Annotated in this window: 15 protein-coding genes; 5 read left to right on the forward strand and 10 right to left on the reverse strand. The window is 45.6% G+C overall.

Going from position 1 to position 17315, the window contains the following annotated elements; all coding sequences use genetic code 11:
• Nucleotides 1-25: 25 nt before the first annotated feature.
• The gene (locus YH65_RS07385; protein ID WP_046552094.1) at nt 26-1759 is read right to left on the reverse strand and encodes an AAA family ATPase; all 1734 of its coding nucleotides are present in this window, start codon (nt 1757-1759) and stop codon (nt 26-28) included.
• 113 nt (nt 1760-1872) lie between these two features.
• On the opposite strand from YH65_RS07385, the gene YH65_RS07390 reads away from it, so the two are divergent.
• Both YH65_RS07390 and hrpB read left to right on the forward strand, forming a co-directional pair.
• A complete protein-coding gene (locus tag YH65_RS07390; protein ID WP_046551311.1) occupies nt 1873-2589 on the forward strand; it encodes a c-type cytochrome in 717 nt (238 codons plus the stop codon).
• 235 nt (nt 2590-2824) lie between these two features.
• On the forward strand, nt 2825-5308 hold the full coding sequence (gene hrpB / locus YH65_RS07395) for an ATP-dependent helicase HrpB (protein WP_046551312.1): 2484 nt from the start codon (nt 2825-2827) through the stop codon (nt 5306-5308).
• Nucleotides 5309-5322: 14 nt separating this feature from the next.
• On the opposite strand, the gene YH65_RS07400 is transcribed toward hrpB, so the two are convergent.
• A complete protein-coding gene (locus YH65_RS07400; RefSeq protein WP_046551313.1) occupies nt 5323-5757 on the reverse strand; it encodes a heme-binding domain-containing protein in 435 nt (144 codons plus the stop codon).
• A 136-nt stretch (nt 5758-5893) separates the two neighbouring features.
• On the opposite strand from YH65_RS07400, the gene YH65_RS07405 reads away from it, so the two are divergent.
• Nucleotides 5894-6235: a cupin domain-containing protein gene (locus tag YH65_RS07405; RefSeq protein WP_046551314.1), complete on the forward strand. Its 342-nt coding sequence runs from the start codon at nt 5894-5896 to the stop codon at nt 6233-6235.
• A gap of 36 nt (nt 6236-6271) precedes the next feature.
• On the opposite strand, the gene accD is transcribed toward YH65_RS07405, so the two are convergent.
• The 3 genes from accD to gltB form a co-directional block, all read right to left on the reverse strand.
• Entirely contained in the window at nt 6272-7168 is an 897-nt protein-coding gene (accD, locus tag YH65_RS07410) for an acetyl-CoA carboxylase, carboxyltransferase subunit beta (protein ID WP_046551315.1), read from the reverse strand.
• 4 nt (nt 7169-7172) lie between these two features.
• Nucleotides 7173-7907 carry an inositol monophosphatase family protein gene (locus YH65_RS07415; protein WP_046551316.1) on the reverse strand — a complete coding sequence of 245 codons (735 nt, stop codon included), beginning with the start codon at nt 7905-7907 and terminating at the stop codon, nt 7173-7175.
• 94 nt (nt 7908-8001) lie between these two features.
• A complete protein-coding gene (gltB, locus tag YH65_RS07420; RefSeq protein ID WP_046551317.1) occupies nt 8002-12417 on the reverse strand; it encodes a glutamate synthase large subunit in 4416 nt (1471 codons plus the stop codon).
• Nucleotides 12418-12632: 215 nt separating this feature from the next.
• Between gltB and recO the strand changes: the two genes are divergently transcribed.
• Nucleotides 12633-13235, forward strand: coding sequence for a recombination protein RecO (gene recO, locus YH65_RS07425; protein WP_281175052.1), 603 nt, complete (start codon nt 12633-12635; stop codon nt 13233-13235).
• A gap of 37 nt (nt 13236-13272) precedes the next feature.
• On the opposite strand, the gene YH65_RS07430 is transcribed toward recO, so the two are convergent.
• From YH65_RS07430 to YH65_RS07445, 4 genes are all read right to left on the reverse strand, one after another.
• Nucleotides 13273-13617, reverse strand: a complete 345-nt coding sequence (locus YH65_RS07430; RefSeq protein ID WP_046551319.1) for a zinc ribbon domain-containing protein YjdM — start codon at nt 13615-13617, stop codon at nt 13273-13275.
• Nucleotides 13618-13672: 55 nt separating this feature from the next.
• Nucleotides 13673-14161, reverse strand: a complete 489-nt coding sequence (locus YH65_RS07435; protein WP_046551320.1) for a redoxin domain-containing protein — start codon at nt 14159-14161, stop codon at nt 13673-13675.
• An 88-nt stretch (nt 14162-14249) separates the two neighbouring features.
• Nucleotides 14250-14465: a hypothetical protein gene (locus tag YH65_RS07440; protein ID WP_046551321.1), complete on the reverse strand. Its 216-nt coding sequence runs from the start codon at nt 14463-14465 to the stop codon at nt 14250-14252.
• Nucleotides 14465-15451, reverse strand: a complete 987-nt coding sequence (locus YH65_RS07445; protein ID WP_046551322.1) for an AAA family ATPase — start codon at nt 15449-15451, stop codon at nt 14465-14467. Before YH65_RS07445 ends, YH65_RS07440 begins: the two co-directional genes overlap by 1 nt.
• 43 nt (nt 15452-15494) lie before the next feature.
• Here YH65_RS07445 and YH65_RS11545 point away from each other — a divergent pair, with 43 nt between their 5' ends.
• Complete coding sequence (locus tag YH65_RS11545; protein WP_169745669.1) at nt 15495-15677, forward strand: AEC family transporter; 183 nt, start codon at nt 15495-15497, stop codon at nt 15675-15677.
• Nucleotides 15678-15690: 13 nt separating this feature from the next.
• Here YH65_RS11545 and YH65_RS07455 read toward each other — a convergent pair whose 3' ends face one another.
• Complete coding sequence (locus YH65_RS07455; RefSeq protein WP_046551324.1) at nt 15691-17313, reverse strand: bifunctional metallophosphatase/5'-nucleotidase; 1623 nt, start codon at nt 17311-17313, stop codon at nt 15691-15693.
• Nucleotides 17314-17315 lie beyond the last annotated feature (2 nt).

Below are 17315 nucleotides of genomic sequence, written 5' to 3' on the forward strand. Positions count from 1 at the left end.
ACGTTCAGCCTCAGTATTTCTGATATTATGACTCCTTCGTATTTAAAAACAACATACACAGCCTGATATCATCATAACCCACTTCACCGTCGAGGGCATCAAATACAGCCTTGAGCTTCAACCTGCCATCCTCGGAAAAATTCTCCTTTAGCTTTTTGGTTACGAGTTTCAGTACTACTGTATCTACACGTTCAAAAAGTGCCTCGTCCGGTTTGTATTTGATTAGGTCTGTTTCCGGTTCTTCCTCTTTGATACGTTGCAGATGGTTAATGATCGTACCCTTGCTCACACCTCTCTTTTGCGCCAGCTTGATGATGCTGCCGCACTTTGGCAAAAGGTGTCTGGTTTTCATATGCGCAGGAGTCACATAGGCAGAGTGTGAAGGTTTTCCCTCCTTGATATTCTTCTTCTCCTCGTCTATCTTCTCTTTGGAGACAATACCGCCCAAGCGTGTAATATGTTGTTCAAACTCCTGCTCCAAAGCTTCAGGAGAAAGACTCTCTATGCGTTCAGCCGCTTTCTGTGAAGCTGCTTTGATGCGTCCGTCAATATGCAAAATGAGCGGGTCTACACGCAGTGCCATAGGATTCAGTCCCATCAGACGCAAGCCTTCAATATTTTTTATACGCGAAAGCGCCACATACCCCTGCCCTGTTTCAAAGGTTTTACTCAAGTCCATCTCGGCAGCATCAAGAGTCATTCCCTGCGACTTATGAACAGTGATCGCCCATGCCAGGCGCAGTGGCACCTGTGAAACCGTAGCGACTACTTTGCCACTGTCATTTTCCAAAGACCATTCTTCCGGTTCCAGCTTTATCTTTCTGCCTTCTGTAGTACGAACAATGGGCATGTTGTCTATAGGAGAAAAGCTTTCCACCGTACCGGTAGTACCGTTAACATACCCTGCCTCAGCATTGTTCTTGATAAAAATAACCACTGCACTTTTTTTCAACGTCAACTCCTCCATCACCAGAGAGGACTTGAATACCTTTTCAATGTTCTTTTGGCTCCCCTTTGATTCATAGACAAAAAGTTTTTCCTCGCCTTCAAGCTTTTCGAGTTCAGAGAGGTTGATACGGTCGACATCGACATTGTGCGTGTAGAGTTTGGTGGGATTAAAATGGGAAGGAAGCGCCTTCTCAAGCCTACTGTCCAACAATTTCTCCGAATGCGCAGTCATGGTTCCCGAGCGGATATCATCGAGTATCTGTATGAGTTGAGAATCATCCTGTCTGAATTTCTCTTCAAGATAACAGGTCTGCAGATCCAGTGCTTTCCAGACAGGAGACTGCCAGGCAAAACGCTTCTCTTTCGGTTCTTTGCTCACCGGAGGCAGCTGAAAGAAATCTCCCGATATCACCACCTGCACCCCGCCAAACGGCACATCCGTCCCCTTGAACCCGCGCAGTATCAGGTCCATCGAAGAAAAAAGCTCCGGAGAGATCATCGAAACTTCATCGATGATAAGGATGTCAAGTTTGGAAAAGCGGGTCTTCAGGTACTTCTTGTCCAGCAAAAATTCCACATACCCCTCATCGATGCTTTCACGAATGCCCAGTGCAAAAAATGAGTGAATAGTCTGCCCGCCCAAATGTGAAGCGGCGATGCCCGTAGGTGCTACAACGGTCGGATAGATCCTGCGTTCTTTCAAGTATTGTGTATATTCATTCAAAAGATAGGTCTTCCCTGTTCCTGCCGAACCGGTCATAAAGACATTTTTGCCTGATTTGAGTATGTTGAGTGCTGTTTGCTGTTTCATGGAGAGCATTATAGCCTACTGTTGGTATAATCTATGAGCAAGACAACCATCAATATGAGGATAGATTATATTAATTATAATCTGATATAATCAATAAAAACGAAGGATATATAATGAAATCAATAGTATGGTATAGTATATTGCTTATGGCAGCATTGTTCTTTTCAGGATGCGGAAAGACAGAAAAAACACATAAACATTATGATGGAGAAGCACTGATAAAACAAAAATGTGCTGCATGTCACAACCTTGACATACCACCCAAAATAAGTGATGACGAGAAAGCCCCTCCGATGTATACAGTCACCGTCCATCTTCGTGACTGGATGAAAGGCGGAACCACTTCCGAGAAGGAGGCAAACTTTGTGGCATTTGTACAGTCCTATGTACTTTCACCGAGCAAAGAGAAATCCTACTGCATTAAAGAGGTACTTCAACAATACGGATTGATGCCTTCGCAAAAAGGAAATGTCAACAAAGAAGAACTTGGTGCCATTGCCCGATATGCGTTACTCACCTACGATCAGAAAAAATTGCTTGAAATGATGAAAGAGCAAAACCGTATTGCGGCAATGAAGCCTTATGAGCAGGTACTTGCCCTTAAAGACTGCAAACTGTGTCATATCGACGGGAACGGTAAAGTAGGACCGCTTTTCAGCCAGATCGCCGCCAAATATACCAGTAACGATCTCAATACGATCAAAGATGCCATTGTCCACGGCAGCAAAGGCAGATGGCCAAACTACCACATGCCCATGCGTGCCTACAAAGACTTGACTCCAAAACAACTTGATGGGATTGCAAAGTGGATTTTGTCACAGAAGAAGTAGCAAGAACGGCTTCTTCTGATGGGGACTTTTATCCCGGATTTTGCAATAGAATCACAAAATATCTTGCTGATGCTTGTCTTATGGGTGTTTACAAAGAATTTGAAGTTAACCCGTAGGTTAAGCGATGATTCTTTGTGAATGTCCATGAGGCAATGATCTGTGAGAGATTGCTGATCTCTATTGCAAAATCCGGGTTTATTATTCCCCCGTAACCTAAAAACAGTATAATCCCACTATGCAAACTTTGCCCATCACCCACGTCCTTCCCAAAGTCAAAGAGAAACTGATTCACCATAACCGTCTTGTACTGCAGGCGCCTCCGGGAGCCGGCAAAACCACTGCTTTGCCTCTGGCACTGCTTGACGAACCGTGGCTGGAAGGCAAACAGATCATCATGCTCGAGCCGCGTCGTTTGGCAGTGCGTTCTTCGGCTGCGCGTATGGCGGAACTTCTGGGAGAAAAGGTGGGTCAGCGTGTCGGGTATCAGATAAAGATGGAGTCGGTGCAGAGCAAAGCGACCAAGATACTCATCGTCACAGAAGGGATACTCACACGCAAACTGCAAAACGACCCGGCACTGGAAAGTGTGGCGCTGATCATCTTTGACGAGTTTCATGAACGCTCCCTGCATGCTGACCTCTCTTTGGCTTTGGCTCTGGAGTCACAGTCCGTGTTGCGGGAAGATATGAAAATACTCGTTATGTCCGCCACCCTGAATACAGCGGCGATCTCCACACTTTTGGACAATGCACCCGTCATTGAAAGTCAGGGGCGGGCTTTTCCTGTGGAGCGTATATACCTGGATGCCGGTACACCACAGCCGACACTCAAAACTCTACCCTCCTACATTCATAAACTTCTGCTCAAATTGCTTGCAGAAGAGGAAGGAAACATCCTCGTCTTTCTTCCTGGAGTCCGACAGATCAAAGCAGTGGAAAAACTGCTCAATGAAAGCAGGATCAAAAATACCTACGTCTCTACACTCTACGGGAACCTCAGCAAAGAGGCACAGGACAGAGCCATAAAAGCACCACCAAAAGGCACAGGGAAAGTGGTACTCTCCACCAACATCGCACAGACTTCTCTGACCATTGAGGGTATTAAGATCGTTATAGATTCCGGACTTCAGAATGTTTCTGTCTTTAATCCCTTTTCGGGCATGAACAAGCTTGAGAGCAAATTCATCTCCAAAGACGCTGCCATCCAAAGAGCAGGACGGGCAGGACGGCTTTCAGCCGGGAAGGCCTACCACCTGTGGCACAAGTCCAGGATACTACAGAAACACGATACACCCGAAATACTCTCTGCAGACCTCAGTCAGCTTGTTCTGGAACTGGCACAATGGGGGAATGATGACATAAATGCTCTTTCCTGGATGGACACCCCGCCTATCACTGCCATACACCATGCCCGGACACTCCTCAAACAACTCGGGGCACTCGATAGCAACGGACACATCACCTCCCACGGGGAAGCCATGGGCAGCTACGGACTTCACCCCAGACTTGCCCATATGATGCTCAAAGCCAAAGAGATGGATCTCTCCTATGAAGCGTCTCTTTTGGCAGTGCTGGTCTCGGAGAAAGATATCTACAGTAGCGCTTACACCTCTGCCGATCTACGTGAACGGGTCATCACCCTGCACGACGTTGCCCAAAAAGCAAATGTTTCATCTAAATATGTCGATATAAAACAGTGCCGATATCTGCTTGAAAATGCCAGACGCATTGAAAAGAACCAAACCTCCACACTCCATACGGAACAGCTTGGCATCCTGCTTGCATTTGCCTACCCTGACCGCATCGCACAGCTTCGCCACAGAAACAAAGGTACCTACCTGCTTTCCAACGGAAAAGGAGCATATCTGCACAGCGATGACACTCTCTTTAACAGTCCGTATCTGGCCATTTCGGACTTGGATGCCAAAAGCACCAATGCTACCATCTACAAAGCCATAGCACTGAGTCTTGCAGACATAGAAACCTATCTGGGAACAGAAACACAGGAGAGGGTTACCTGGAACGAGGAAGAGGCACGGGTAGAGGTGCGAAAAGTAGAACGCTTTGGCAAACTCACACTCAAAGAGACACAACTGAAAAGTACCGACAGTCCGGAAGTACTTGAGGTACTTTTGGATGAAATCGAAGCATTGGGTTTAAATATTTTACATTGGAACAAGGAAGCAAAAAAGTTTAGAGAAAGAGTAAATTTTCTGCATCTTCACGATGAAAGTTTTCCTGATTTTTCCGATGAAAACCTGCTTGACACTATGGACAAGTGGCTGGCACCCTACCTTCAAAATGTAACGACACTCAAAGCCTGCCGGAACCTGAATCTGTATAATATCCTTCTGGGACTTCTCAGCTACGAAGAGCTCCAAAAACTCAACCACCTCGTCCCGGCTAAACATAAAGTTGCCAGTGGTTCACAGATCAACATTGACTACAGTGATCCTCAACAACCAGTACTTGCAGTACGCCTGCAGGAGCTTTTTGGCACACACGACACCCCTGCTGTACTCGGAGGCAAAGTCAAACTGATGCTCCACCTGCTCTCCCCTGCTTCACGTCCTATGCAGGTGACGAGAGACTTAAAAAGTTTTTGGGAAAACACCTATGATGAAGTCAAAAAAGAGTTGAGAGGAAAATACAAAAAACACTACTGGCCGGATGATCCGCTTGAAGCCAAAGCGACTTCAAAAACGAAAAAAAATATGTGAGTTAAATAGGTATACTACTCAAGATCAAAGGCAGCTTCTGTTGTCCACGCTTTTAAAGCTTCTTTATCGGCATCACTGAGTTTTGCCTCTTTATGCATGATCAGATAGCTTTTCATCGGCATCTTGTCCTGAATCGCTTTTGGTATCTTCTCAAGATACTTGAGCTTTTTTTCATCGTCATACGAATTCCAAGTAGAGAAGTTCATCTTTTCTCTTCCCTCTTTGACATGCTCTTTTGTGAACCATGAAACAGGAGCGATACTGCTGTACCACGGGAATGTCGTATGACTTGAATGGCAGTCGAAACAAGAACGTTTAAGTATTGCCTGTACATTTTCGGGAGCCTCTAAAGCATCTCCTTCTTTCACAGGCAAATCAGCGGGTACATTCATAGGAACAAATTGTATTCCCACGAAAACAAGTATTAGTAGTATTAATAATTTTTTCATAGGAAAAATAATACAGCCTACTTGCTTAAACGAAGGTTTATAAAATAATATCTATTATTTTAATAAAAAATAATTGACAGATATCAACATATACATTATAAGGTATAGATATAATTTCCTAAAATAAAGGATAAAGATGCAAACAGCTTCATTTTACAACGATCTGAAATTTTCAGAGGAGAGTGTAGTCATTACACCCATGCTTGAGAGTGATTTTGGCAAAGAGATACGCATAGCCTTCAAAGAAGGTCAGATCATGAAAAAGCACAAAACCAAATTTCCCATTACTGTCATGACACTCAGGGGTTCCATCGAGTTTGGCGTGGGAGAGAAAAAAGTGATCCTGAATGAGGGAGATGTTATTGCTTTGGAAGGGAATGTCATGCATGAGCTCAAGGCCCTCACAGAGTCCGTCGTGCGTTTAAGCCTACACAAGGGAGACAGTGTTGCACGTGTCAAAGGGGTATTAAAACTCTGATGCACTGCGTAGGGTGGATGAGATCCACCCTGCAGACTACTCTTCTTCTACGGCTGCAACTTCTGCATGCTCTCCGCTGTCCATAGCTTCCAGTTTAGCCGGACTGTTCTCTTTTGAAAAGAGTTTCAACAGATCAGAAAGTGTCTGCTTCATATTCCCGCGGTCAACAACCATGTCGATAAGACCGTGCTCAAGCAGGAATTCCGAACGCTGGAAGCCTTCAGGGAGGTCGACACCCACTGTCTGCTTGATAACCCTTTGCCCTGCAAACCCGATCAGGGCACCGGGCTCAGCCATAATGATATCACCAAGCATAGCAAAGGAAGCGGAAACACCTCCCATCGTAGGATCTGTCAGTACAGAGATGAAAGGAAGACCTTTGTCGCTGAGTCTCTTAAGTGCTGCAGAAGTTTTACTCATTTGCAGCAGCGCATAGGTACTCTCCTGCATTCTAGCACCGCCTGAAGCACTCACGATGATCACACCGCATCTTCTCTCAATAGCTCTGTCAACGGCACGGACAATCTTCTCACCTTCAACCGAACCGAGACTCCCTCCCATGAATGCAAAATCAAATACGACCAGTTCCACATCCTGACCGTCAATTGTACAGCTTCCGCTTACGACAGAAGAGTTTTTTCCTGTTTTTGTCTTCGCCTCGTCAATACGCTTTTTATATGACTTTTTATCGGTAAATTTCAGCGGGTCAACCGGAGCGAGATTGGCATCATGCTCTGTGAAGCTTCCTTCATCGGCTAAATAAGATATCCTCTTGTCTGCACTGATACGGAAATGGTGGTTACACTTGGGACAGACATTGTGAATGGCCTCTACTTCTTTATAGTACATCAGGGAGGTACATTTTGGACATTTTATCCACTGGTTGGGTGTTTCATTCTTTACTTCATCTTTTTTAAACAGGTTACTGAACATGCTATTATTCCTCTCTCAGGTCTTTGACCAGTTGTTCTATCTTGTCTGCGACGTTTTTTCGTTTCGATACTATAACATAATCCGCCTCAACAATCACTTCAAGGCCTTCACAAAGTGCCAGTCCCGCTGCAAAATCATAAATACGGAACGGTCCGACAAAAAGGACGTATTCGACTGTATGCGCATAGGCCAGCGAAAGCGCTATGGCGCCCGGAGCCCTGAATTTAAACCCCAGCTTATCCAGTGCCGCAACCAGTAAGGGATGGGCATAGGCTTTCTCAAAAAGCCCTATCTCCGAAGCAGAAGAGACATGACCGGGATGAAATTCTGCACTGAAAAGTCGTCCCTGCAATACATCATCTTTTCCTGATTTGACAAAGAGATCGCCATTGGCAAGATTGCAGACCACCGCTGCATCGAGAAGGCCGTCTGCATTCACTCTGGCAACAGAAGTTCCGTAATAGGGGAAAAAGGAAAGGGCATTGGAAGAGCCGTCTATGGGATCGATGATGATCTTGACATCACCCTCTCCCATGATCCCGGACTCTTCAGACTCGATATGTCCGAAAGAGGAAAGATATTTAAAAAAAATTTGTTCCGCAAAGAGATCAAGTTTTGAACTGACATCCCCACCTGCACCTACTTCGGTCTTTTCATACCAGGACGTATCAAAGCCCTTTTCAAGCGCCGAAGCGATCTCTTCGTTAGCCCTGATGCATGCTTCGATAAATGGGTTCAATGCTTACCTCCAGATAGAAGCTTTTCATATGAAAAGCATACCGACATTCTTCACTATTCGTTATTCACTCTTCACTTCATCGCAACGCGATGATTTACTCGCCTTTTTTACTGGCATCGAGTGACGGTCTTGCACCACGCGGTACGACCAGCCAGAATTTACGCATACATACTCTGGCATTGTCAAGGATATCCTGCGCTTTTTTACTGCCGGTTTTTTCAATATAGTCTTTCAGAAGTCTTTTGAGTCCAAACATTTCAAAATCCAGCTCATCGGTATCTATACGCAGTGCTTCTACCAGCTCGGGGTTGAGCTTTTCGTAAAAGGTACCTTCTTCATCATAGACAAATGCTTTACCGCCTGTCATACCCGCTCCAAAATTCACACCAGTATTGCCCAGGATGACAACTGTACCGCCTGTCATATATTCACAAGGATGATCCCCTGTACCTTCAACCACTGTAACTGCACCGGAGTTACGTACCGCAAAACGTTCGCCCACCTGGCCACTGATATAGAGTGTACCACCGGTGGCACCGTACAGACAGGTGTTCCCGCCCAGTGCGAATTCAGAACCGGACTTCGTAGAGGTAATGACGATACGTCCGCCATTCATTCCTTTACCGATATAGTCATTCCCCGCACCATCAACATTAATGGTTATACCTTCAGAGAGGAATGCTCCCAGAGACTGTCCTACAACCCCTTTGAGGTTGATCGTGATCGTATCTTCAGGGAGTCCTTTATTCCCGTGGTATTCCGCGATCTCACCGGAGATCCTTGTACCGAAACTTCTGTTCAGATTGCTGATCTTTTTATTCAGAACAATCGGCTTTGACGGATCTTTGATGGTCGGCATCAACTCTTTAATGATCTCTTTTTCATACTCGTTCTGGTCGTACGGTTCGTTGAACGGTACCTGGCAGGTATCGACACCCTCCACTTTTTCCAGGAACTGTTCAAAGTCGAATTTTTTGGCATACTCGTCATCTATAATCTTGAGCAGTTCTGTTTTACCGACGATCTCTTCAAGAGATCTGTACCCAAGAGAAGCAAGGATCTCACGTACCTCTTCTGCAAGGAGCGTAAAGTAGTTGACCACTTTCCGGACATTTCCCTTGAAACGCTCTCTCAGATGCGGATTCTGTGTCGCAACACCGACACCACAGGTGTTCAGGTGACAGACACGAAGCATGATACATCCGACGATGACCAGTGCCCCCGTACCAAAAGCGTACTCTTCAGCACCAAAGATAGCTGCTTTGACGACATCAAGCGCTGTCTTGAGTCCACCATCCGTTTCGACAGTGACATTACCTCTAAGGTTGTTCGCTTTGAGTGAATTGTGCGCTTCATGGAGCCCAAGCTCCCACGGGTTACCCGCAAAACGGATAGAACCGATCGGTGCCGCGCCCGTTCCGCCATCTCCGCCGGAGATGATGATCTTATCCGCATAGGCTTTCGCCACACCTGCTGCGATCGTTCCTACACCGGCTGTCGAGACGAGCTTAACTGCGATCCTGGCTTTTGGGTTGATCTGCTTAAGGTCGAAGATAAGCTGGGCCAGATCCTCGATGGAGTAGATATCGTGATGCGGTGGCGGTGAAATAAGTGTGACACCCGGTTTGGTATATCGCAGTGACGCGATGAGCGGGGAGACTTTGCTTCCGGGAAGCTGGCCTCCCTCACCCGGTTTTGCCCCCTGTGCCACTTTGATCTGAAGTTCTTCAGCCGAACGCAGATATTCCGGTGTTACACCGAAACGTCCTGAAGCAATCTGTTTGATCTTGGAATTTTTGATGGTTCCGTAACGTTTCGGGTCTTCCCCACCCTCACCCGAGTTGGACTTCGCACCGATGGTATTCATCGCTTCAGCCAGCACTTCATGTGCTTCGGGAGAGATGGATCCCATGGACATCGCCGCAGAAGAGAAACGTTTAAGTATCGCCGAAGCAGGTTCGACCTCATCGATACTGACAGGTTCCCTTGCAGAATTAAGCTCAAAGAAATCACGAATGAACTTCTTGTCTCTTTTATCTACCAACTCTTCGAGTTTTTTGTAATCCTCTTTGCTTCCGCTCAACGCACACTGCTGGATAGCAGCAATAGTCGGCCTGGAAAAGTCGTGGAATTCCTCGCCTTTTTTATATTTGTAGTATCCACCCTTGTAGAGCGCTTTGCTTTTACCTTCAAAAGCATCCGTGAAAGCACGCTCATGGTTGCTGTTGAGTCTGGCATCGATATCGCTGTATCCCAGTCCTTTCAGAAGTCCTCGAGTACCGCTGAAACACTCGGAGACAATCTCATCACTCAGTCCGATAGCATCGAAGAGTTTTGAATTTCTGTAGGAAGAGACAGTCGAAATACCCATTTTGGACATGATCTTGAGCAAACCGCCACCCATAGCACGTCTGATACGCTTGAGTGTGATCGCCATATCATCATCTTCGTTCGCAAGTTGTTCCACTGTGTAGTAAAGCAGGTACGGATATATCGCCGCTACACCGTAACCGATCATACAGGCTGCAGAATGCGGGTCGAACACTTCACCCGTTACTGCAACGATACTGGTCAAATGTCTGAGCTTTTCTTCAAGCAGTACGGTATTGAGACGTCCTATCACCATCAGTATTGGCAATACCTTGGTCTCTGCCGAAAGCTCCCTGTCATCAAGGATAACGGTTCTGACACCGTTCCTGCGAACATCCTCAACAATCTTTTCGACCAGCTTATTGAGGCTCTCTTTAAGGTCATGCACATAGGTCGTGCTGTAGCTTGCTGCTTTGTATGCCGGGTCGTATTTTTCATTGCCCGGGGTACCGAACTCTTTGAGTACAGCGAATTTCTCTGCCGACATGATGGGCAATACAGTCTTGAGACGTTTTGCATGCTCCGCATCATCCGAGAGAACGTTTCTAATCTCACCAAAACCGGTATTCAGACTGGTCACACTCTTTTCACGGATCGGGTCGATCGGCGGGTTGGTCACCTGGGCGAACTTCTGTTTGAAGAAATCGGTAAAATTTCGCTGTTGGGTAGAGAATGCGGCGATAGGTGTGTCATCACCCATGGCACCTGTCGTCTCTTTTCCCTCTATCATCATAGGCTTGATGACTTCTCTCATCAGCTCAAGCGTATAATTGAAGTAACGCTGTTTTGCTTCCATCACCGTATGGTCGCTAGAGACCTTCTCCACATATGTATTGGGTACATGCTCCTGAAGATAGCTCATATTCTTACCCATCCACTTGTTATACGGAAACATCGATTTGAGGTAGTTGTCTATATCGCCTGACATCAGTACTTTACCGTACTTGAGGTCAACTCCCATCATCTCTCCCGACTGCAGACGGCCGCGCTGAACGATCTGTTCTTCAGGAATTTCAAGTACACCGTACTCAGAAGAGATCAGAAGTCTGTTATCGGTGGTAACAATATATTTTGAAGGTCTCAACCCGTTCCTGTCAAGTACACAGCCGACATATCGGCCGTCTGTCATACTGACTGCCGCCGGACCGTCCCACGGTTCGAAACAGGTACTGGCATACTCATAGAAACCTTTGAGGTCCGAGTCCATCTGTGGCGCATTGTGCCACGGCGCAGGAATGAGTGAACGTGCCGCCTTGAAGAAGTCCACACCATTGACTCTGAGAAATTCCATAAAGTTGTCCAGACTGGCAGAGTCACTCATACCATCCTGTATCACATCTGTCAGTCGTTCCATCTCCTTCTCGGTAAAGACTTCGGATTTCACTGCCGCCATCTTGGCTTTGACATTGAAACGGTTGGCGGTCACGGAGTTGATCTCACCGTTGTGGGCGATCATACGGAAAGGTTGTGCCAGTCTCCATTCAGGCAGTGTATTGGTAGAGAAACGCTGGTGGAAAAGACAGAAAGAGATTTTGAAGTGCTCGTCGGCAAGGTCTTTGTAGAACTCTTTGATGTGCGTAGGCATGACAAGCCCTTTGTACGAAACCACCTTGGTTGAAAAAGAAGGAATGTAGAAGTCTCTGTCATCTTTGAGCGCATGCTCAATCTCTTTGCGTGAAAGATAGATAAGGGCTTCAAAACGTTCGGTTGCAACCACGCTTCTCGGTACGACAAAGACCTGTTTGATCATGGGAAGCGTTGCAAGCGCCTGCTCTCCGAGCGCATTGGTATCAACAGGTACTGTACGTGTATAGATTACCTTCAGGTCATTGTTGGCACAGATCCTTTCAATCACGTCAAAGTCTGATTCATTACGGGAAAAGACCATGGCCACGGCATACTGTTCTGGAAGATCCATCCCATCCTTGGCTGCCACATACTCGAAGAATGATCTGGGCAGAGAGAGAAGAAGTCCGGAACCATCACCTGTTTTTCCGTCCGCTGCAATCGCTCCTCTGTGCATCATACGCGACAGTGATGTAACGGCATCTTCCAAGTTTTGATGGGTAGGTGTATTGTCGATGGAGCAGAGAAGCCCGAATCCACAATTGTCCTTGAAGGAGGTAAATAAATCTCTCATATGTCAACCTTAAAAATAGTGTAGTAGAACAACCGATAGCGCAACTATAAGTGTTCAAAATGGGGATGATTATACTTAAATATACGTTAGATTTAAATTAAAATGGCTCCCTGTCCCCTCATTCAGGGCTTGGCGACTGCCTGCTTTTTAACAACATTTTTACTATAATATAAAACAATTATTTTAAAGAGAGGTATCACATTAAAGGCTTCATACTGAGTGTGCGCAAAGTGAAGAACGAAGACTCCATCGCTATGGTACTTACTGCACGAGATGTCAGGGTCTACTACCGTTTTTTTGGTGCAAGACACTCCATTCTACAGTTGGGGAACCTCATCGATTTCGAGGTCGAGGGGGAAGACGGCCGTTTTCTGCCTCGGCTGCGTTCACTCTCCCACATCGGCTTCCCCTGGCTCTTCGATAAGAACAGACTGCTTGTCTGGCACAACTTCATCAGGCTTTTTGAACCGCATCTAAAGGAAGCCGAAGAGATCGACAGTTTTTATTATGACCTGCTGCTGAGTGCAGCAAAAAAATGGGAGAAACAGAACCCCAAACGCATCATCTGTGAAAGCTACATCAGACTACTGGAGTATGAAGGAAGGCTCTCTCCTGAGAAGCACTGCTATATCTGTGAGCAGCCTATTGCAGAAGAGATCGCCCTTATGCAGGCTTTCAAGCCTGCACACCCTTCCTGCATCTACAGTTCCGCACTTCCCACCAAAAAAGTTTTAGATTTTTTTCAAACAAAAAAAACCCTTAATATGGAAGACCATGAGGTGGATTACCTCTTTAATATCGTCATAAAAGGGTTGTGATTCGCAAAATAGTGAAATAATCAAGCGCCCAAAAGACTTAAGCCTTTTTCACAAACTCCTGCTTGAGCTTGATCGCACCGACACCAGGTACCTTACAGTCGATATTGTGTCCGTCACTGCCTTCGACAAGATGGATACCTTTGATCTTGGTACCGACTTTGATACCGCCGCTGCTTCCTTTGACCTTGAGGTCTTTGATAACGGTGACCGTGTCACCCTCTTCAAGGATATTGCCGTTGGCATCTCTGACCACCAGTCCCTCTTCCGCTTCTGCCGCCGCATCTTTGCTCCACTCATAGGCACACTCCGGGCAGATATAGAGACTGCCGTCCTCGTAGGTATATTCGCTGCCGCATTTTGGACAATTAGGGATGTTTTCCATATGTTTTTCCTTTATATATTAATCTTGGGGCGTATTTTACTCTTATTTTTTTAATTTACTCGATAAGTGCCATTCGGGCAAGCAGACCTGCTGTCGTGGTATAGCCTACTTCCGTAAATTTCAATGTGCCTTTGGCATCGTAGATAAAGGTGGTTGGAAAAGCCTGCACCCTGAAGGTTCGTGCCCACTTTCCCTCTTTGTCGTTTAAAACCCTGAAGTCAAGAGATCGCTCCTGAAGATAGCGTTTTATCTTTTCATCCTCTCCGGAGTTGACAGCGACTGTCAATACTTCATACTTTCGGGAAACACGTTCTATATTTGCCGCTTCCAGTTTGCAGGTCGGACACCAGATTGCCCAAAAATGGATAATGACCGGTTTTCCTTTGCTGAACGCATAAGTATCACCATTTACAAGACGTACCGTCGCTGCCGGCAGTAGCACTGAATCCAGATCCGGTTGACGTATATAGCTTATTATATTGGATAATATAAACATGGCTGCCACCCCTATTGCTACCTCTTTGATCCATTTTTTAATATTCATTTCATACTTTCAACTTCCTGTGTCGTTTTCCCGGCAAATGACTGCATCGACCCAAAGAAGATAGCGCCGATAAATCGGCACTTTCGTTTCAGAGTTCCACTCCCTCCCAAAACTCATCATAGTCCAGATTGGTCATGGAAGCATCCTCTTCAATACCTTTTTCTATCAGTTTCTTCTGCTCCTCTTCAAAATAGTGTCGCAATGCCTCTTCAAGCATCATATTGATATCTTTGCCAAGGAGTTCAGAAAAAGCCTGCAAATTGTCTACGGTATCCTGTCTAAGTGAAATCTCTATCTGTTCCATCATGATGGCCTTTTGAATTCTACTTCGGGTTCCGGTACATGTTCTATGATGATATCGATGATCTCGTCATTCTCTATTCCGCTGAACTTCGTATGTTCACTCTTGATAAGGCGGTGTCGGAACACATCATGGATCACAGACTTGACATCCTCACCCGTCACCTCACGTCTTCCTCGCATCCAGGCATGTACCTGCGCACATTTGGTGAGTGCCAGAGAGCCCCTGGGGCTTACCCCCACTTCGATCATCACTTCAAGCTGTTTGCTGTAACGCAGCGGGTATCGTGTGGCAAATACAAGTTCAACCATATATTTTCCCATCTCTTCACTGATCTCGACTGTCTTAACCTCTTCTCTTGCACCAAAGATCAACTGCTGCGGTATCCTGTTCTCATAGGGCTCTTTTCTATGACCTTCATTGAGAACCTGCTTGACCATTCTATACTCGTCATCCATTTTTACATAGTCTATCTTCACGTGCATCAAGAAACGGTCTTTCTGTGCTTCTGGCAACGGGTAGGTTCCTTTTTGTTCCAGTGGATTCTGTGTCGCAAGAACGACAAAGAGCTCAGGAAGATCACGTGTAACACCCGCAACGGTCACCTGTTTCTCTTCCATGGCCTCAAGCAGGGCTGACTGTACTTTTGCCGGTGCCCTGTTGATCTCATCAGCCAAAATAATATTTCCAAAAATGGGGCCTTCATGGAATTCATAGTAGCGCTTACCGTTCTCTTCATAGACACGCTCTTCCCCCACTACGTCCGAAGGTTCAAGATCTGGAGTGAACTGTATGCGGGAGAATTTTGCCTCGATCGCATTGGCCATGGAACGTACAGCACGGGTCTTTGCCAGTCCGGGAAGTCCCTCTACAAGCATATTGCCATCAGCCAGCATTCCCATAATGAAACGCTCGACAATATGCTCCTGTCCGATGATCTCTTTGTTCATTCTGTCAAAAAGTAATTTTATGGCTTCTCTGGGTGTCATTTTTTACCTTACGAAATGTTTAGAGAGATTATACCACGAATGGTTGAAAAGGTCTTTGGAGGCATGGCAGCTTCAGGTTCTGCTACTCGAAGCCGCCATGCCTTCGGCAATGCTCAGTGTTGTTCTTGCCAAACGTTACGGCTGTGATGCCAATCTGGCCGCAAAACTTGTTTTCATTACACTTGTAGGCAGTCTTTTTACTATTGTATTCATGATGAATCTTTAATGTCTTACCATTTTCAGTGTATCACCTTCAATCGTCCATCCACCGGCTTTGGATCCATAACTGTATGTTTTTCCAGATATCCTGCCATAACAGTATAGAATGTCGTATAGGTATTCTTTTTGTCTGTACCGTACTGTTCAAACCAGAAGTAACCGTCTCCGGCATGAGTGACAAGATAAGCATTTGATAACACTTTATATACCTTGTCATCTTCCACAGGTGCCAGTGACCCGTCTGGCATGACGATACCTATATTGCTTACCCGCTCCCCTGCCTGCTCAATGCTCCATGAACCGTCATCATTATGTTTGATCACCTGTGGCTGTTTACTGAGATCTATCGTATAGTGTATGCCGGAAACCTGCATCAACCCACCTCGCCCATAGGAAGCCGCGCTGTGCTCAAGTATCTGGCGCAGATATTTTCCTTCGATGTTCATCATATATGCATTGTTTGAAAATTCATCGATCTCATGAAGCATGGTATCGGTAATGTTACCCGGAGGATAAACCTTTTTGCCTCTGAAAGCACCTCCATTGTTCATGACAATATCTACAGAAAACTTATCGCGCAACAGGTCATTTATCAGGTCGGCTACACTGGATTCACCTTTTCTCAATGCATCTGTCGTCAAGTCCCATTCAACGGTTGTTTTTCCCAAAATAACTGTTGCTGGCAATTGTGCTTTATAGGCTTCAAGTATTGCCTCTACTTTTTTATCTGCAGTGATAGGGTCAATGACAGGGATCAGAAAATATTCAGCCTCTTCTTTTTTGATACGATGATTGTTGTCAAGAGGAAGAAGCAATTTAAGCACATAGGATCCCTCTTCTCCGCCATTTACGATCAGTGTATCACCTACCCGAACCAGCTGTTTGGTCACTTCATGGGAGTGGCCTCCGAATATTACATCGATACCTTCTACTTTTTGGGCAATTGATTTGTCCTGATCCAACCCTATATGTGTTACAGCTATAATGATATCACATTGTTCACCTTTCAGTATTTCAACCATCTTCCTGGCCGATACAGTATTGTCAGCACTGAGCTTGACTTTTCCCGGGCTTGTAATAAGGGGAAGATCTTCAGTCATCAGAGAGAAAAAACCTATTTTAGCACCATTGGCATTGACGATCTTATAGGGAATACACTTCCCTTCCAGTGCAGTACTTTCCACCATCAGGTCTGAACATATCGTATCAAACGAGGCATATTTCAAGGCATTGGCAAACACCTCTGTACCCTTGTCAAACTCATGATTACCAGGGGCATACACTCCATAGCCGCTTTCACTCATTAGCGAATAAATGGCTTTCCCCTTGAATGTATGAAAATACCGCCCCATCAGGTCATCTCCGCTTGAAAGAACAAAGGTACCGGAGGGGTTTTCTGATTTGGCCTGCTTTAGAACAGAGGCTATCCTGCTGATACCTCCGCCCATTATCTCCACTTTAGAGCCATTGATCTCGTATTCCTGTTCAAACGGTTCTATCAAACCCTGTATATCAGCTGTTCCTACAATGGTAATTTGATCTTTCTGTGAAGTTGCAGAAGTAGATCCTGAAAAAGTGATATATGTAAGGAAAATAATTGAAAAAAAGAGCATAAAATGTTGTTTTTGTTTTAATATGGGCATGA

The organism is Sulfurovum lithotrophicum (assembly GCF_000987835.1).
Lineage (GTDB): Bacteria > Campylobacterota > Campylobacteria > Campylobacterales > Sulfurovaceae > Sulfurovum > Sulfurovum lithotrophicum.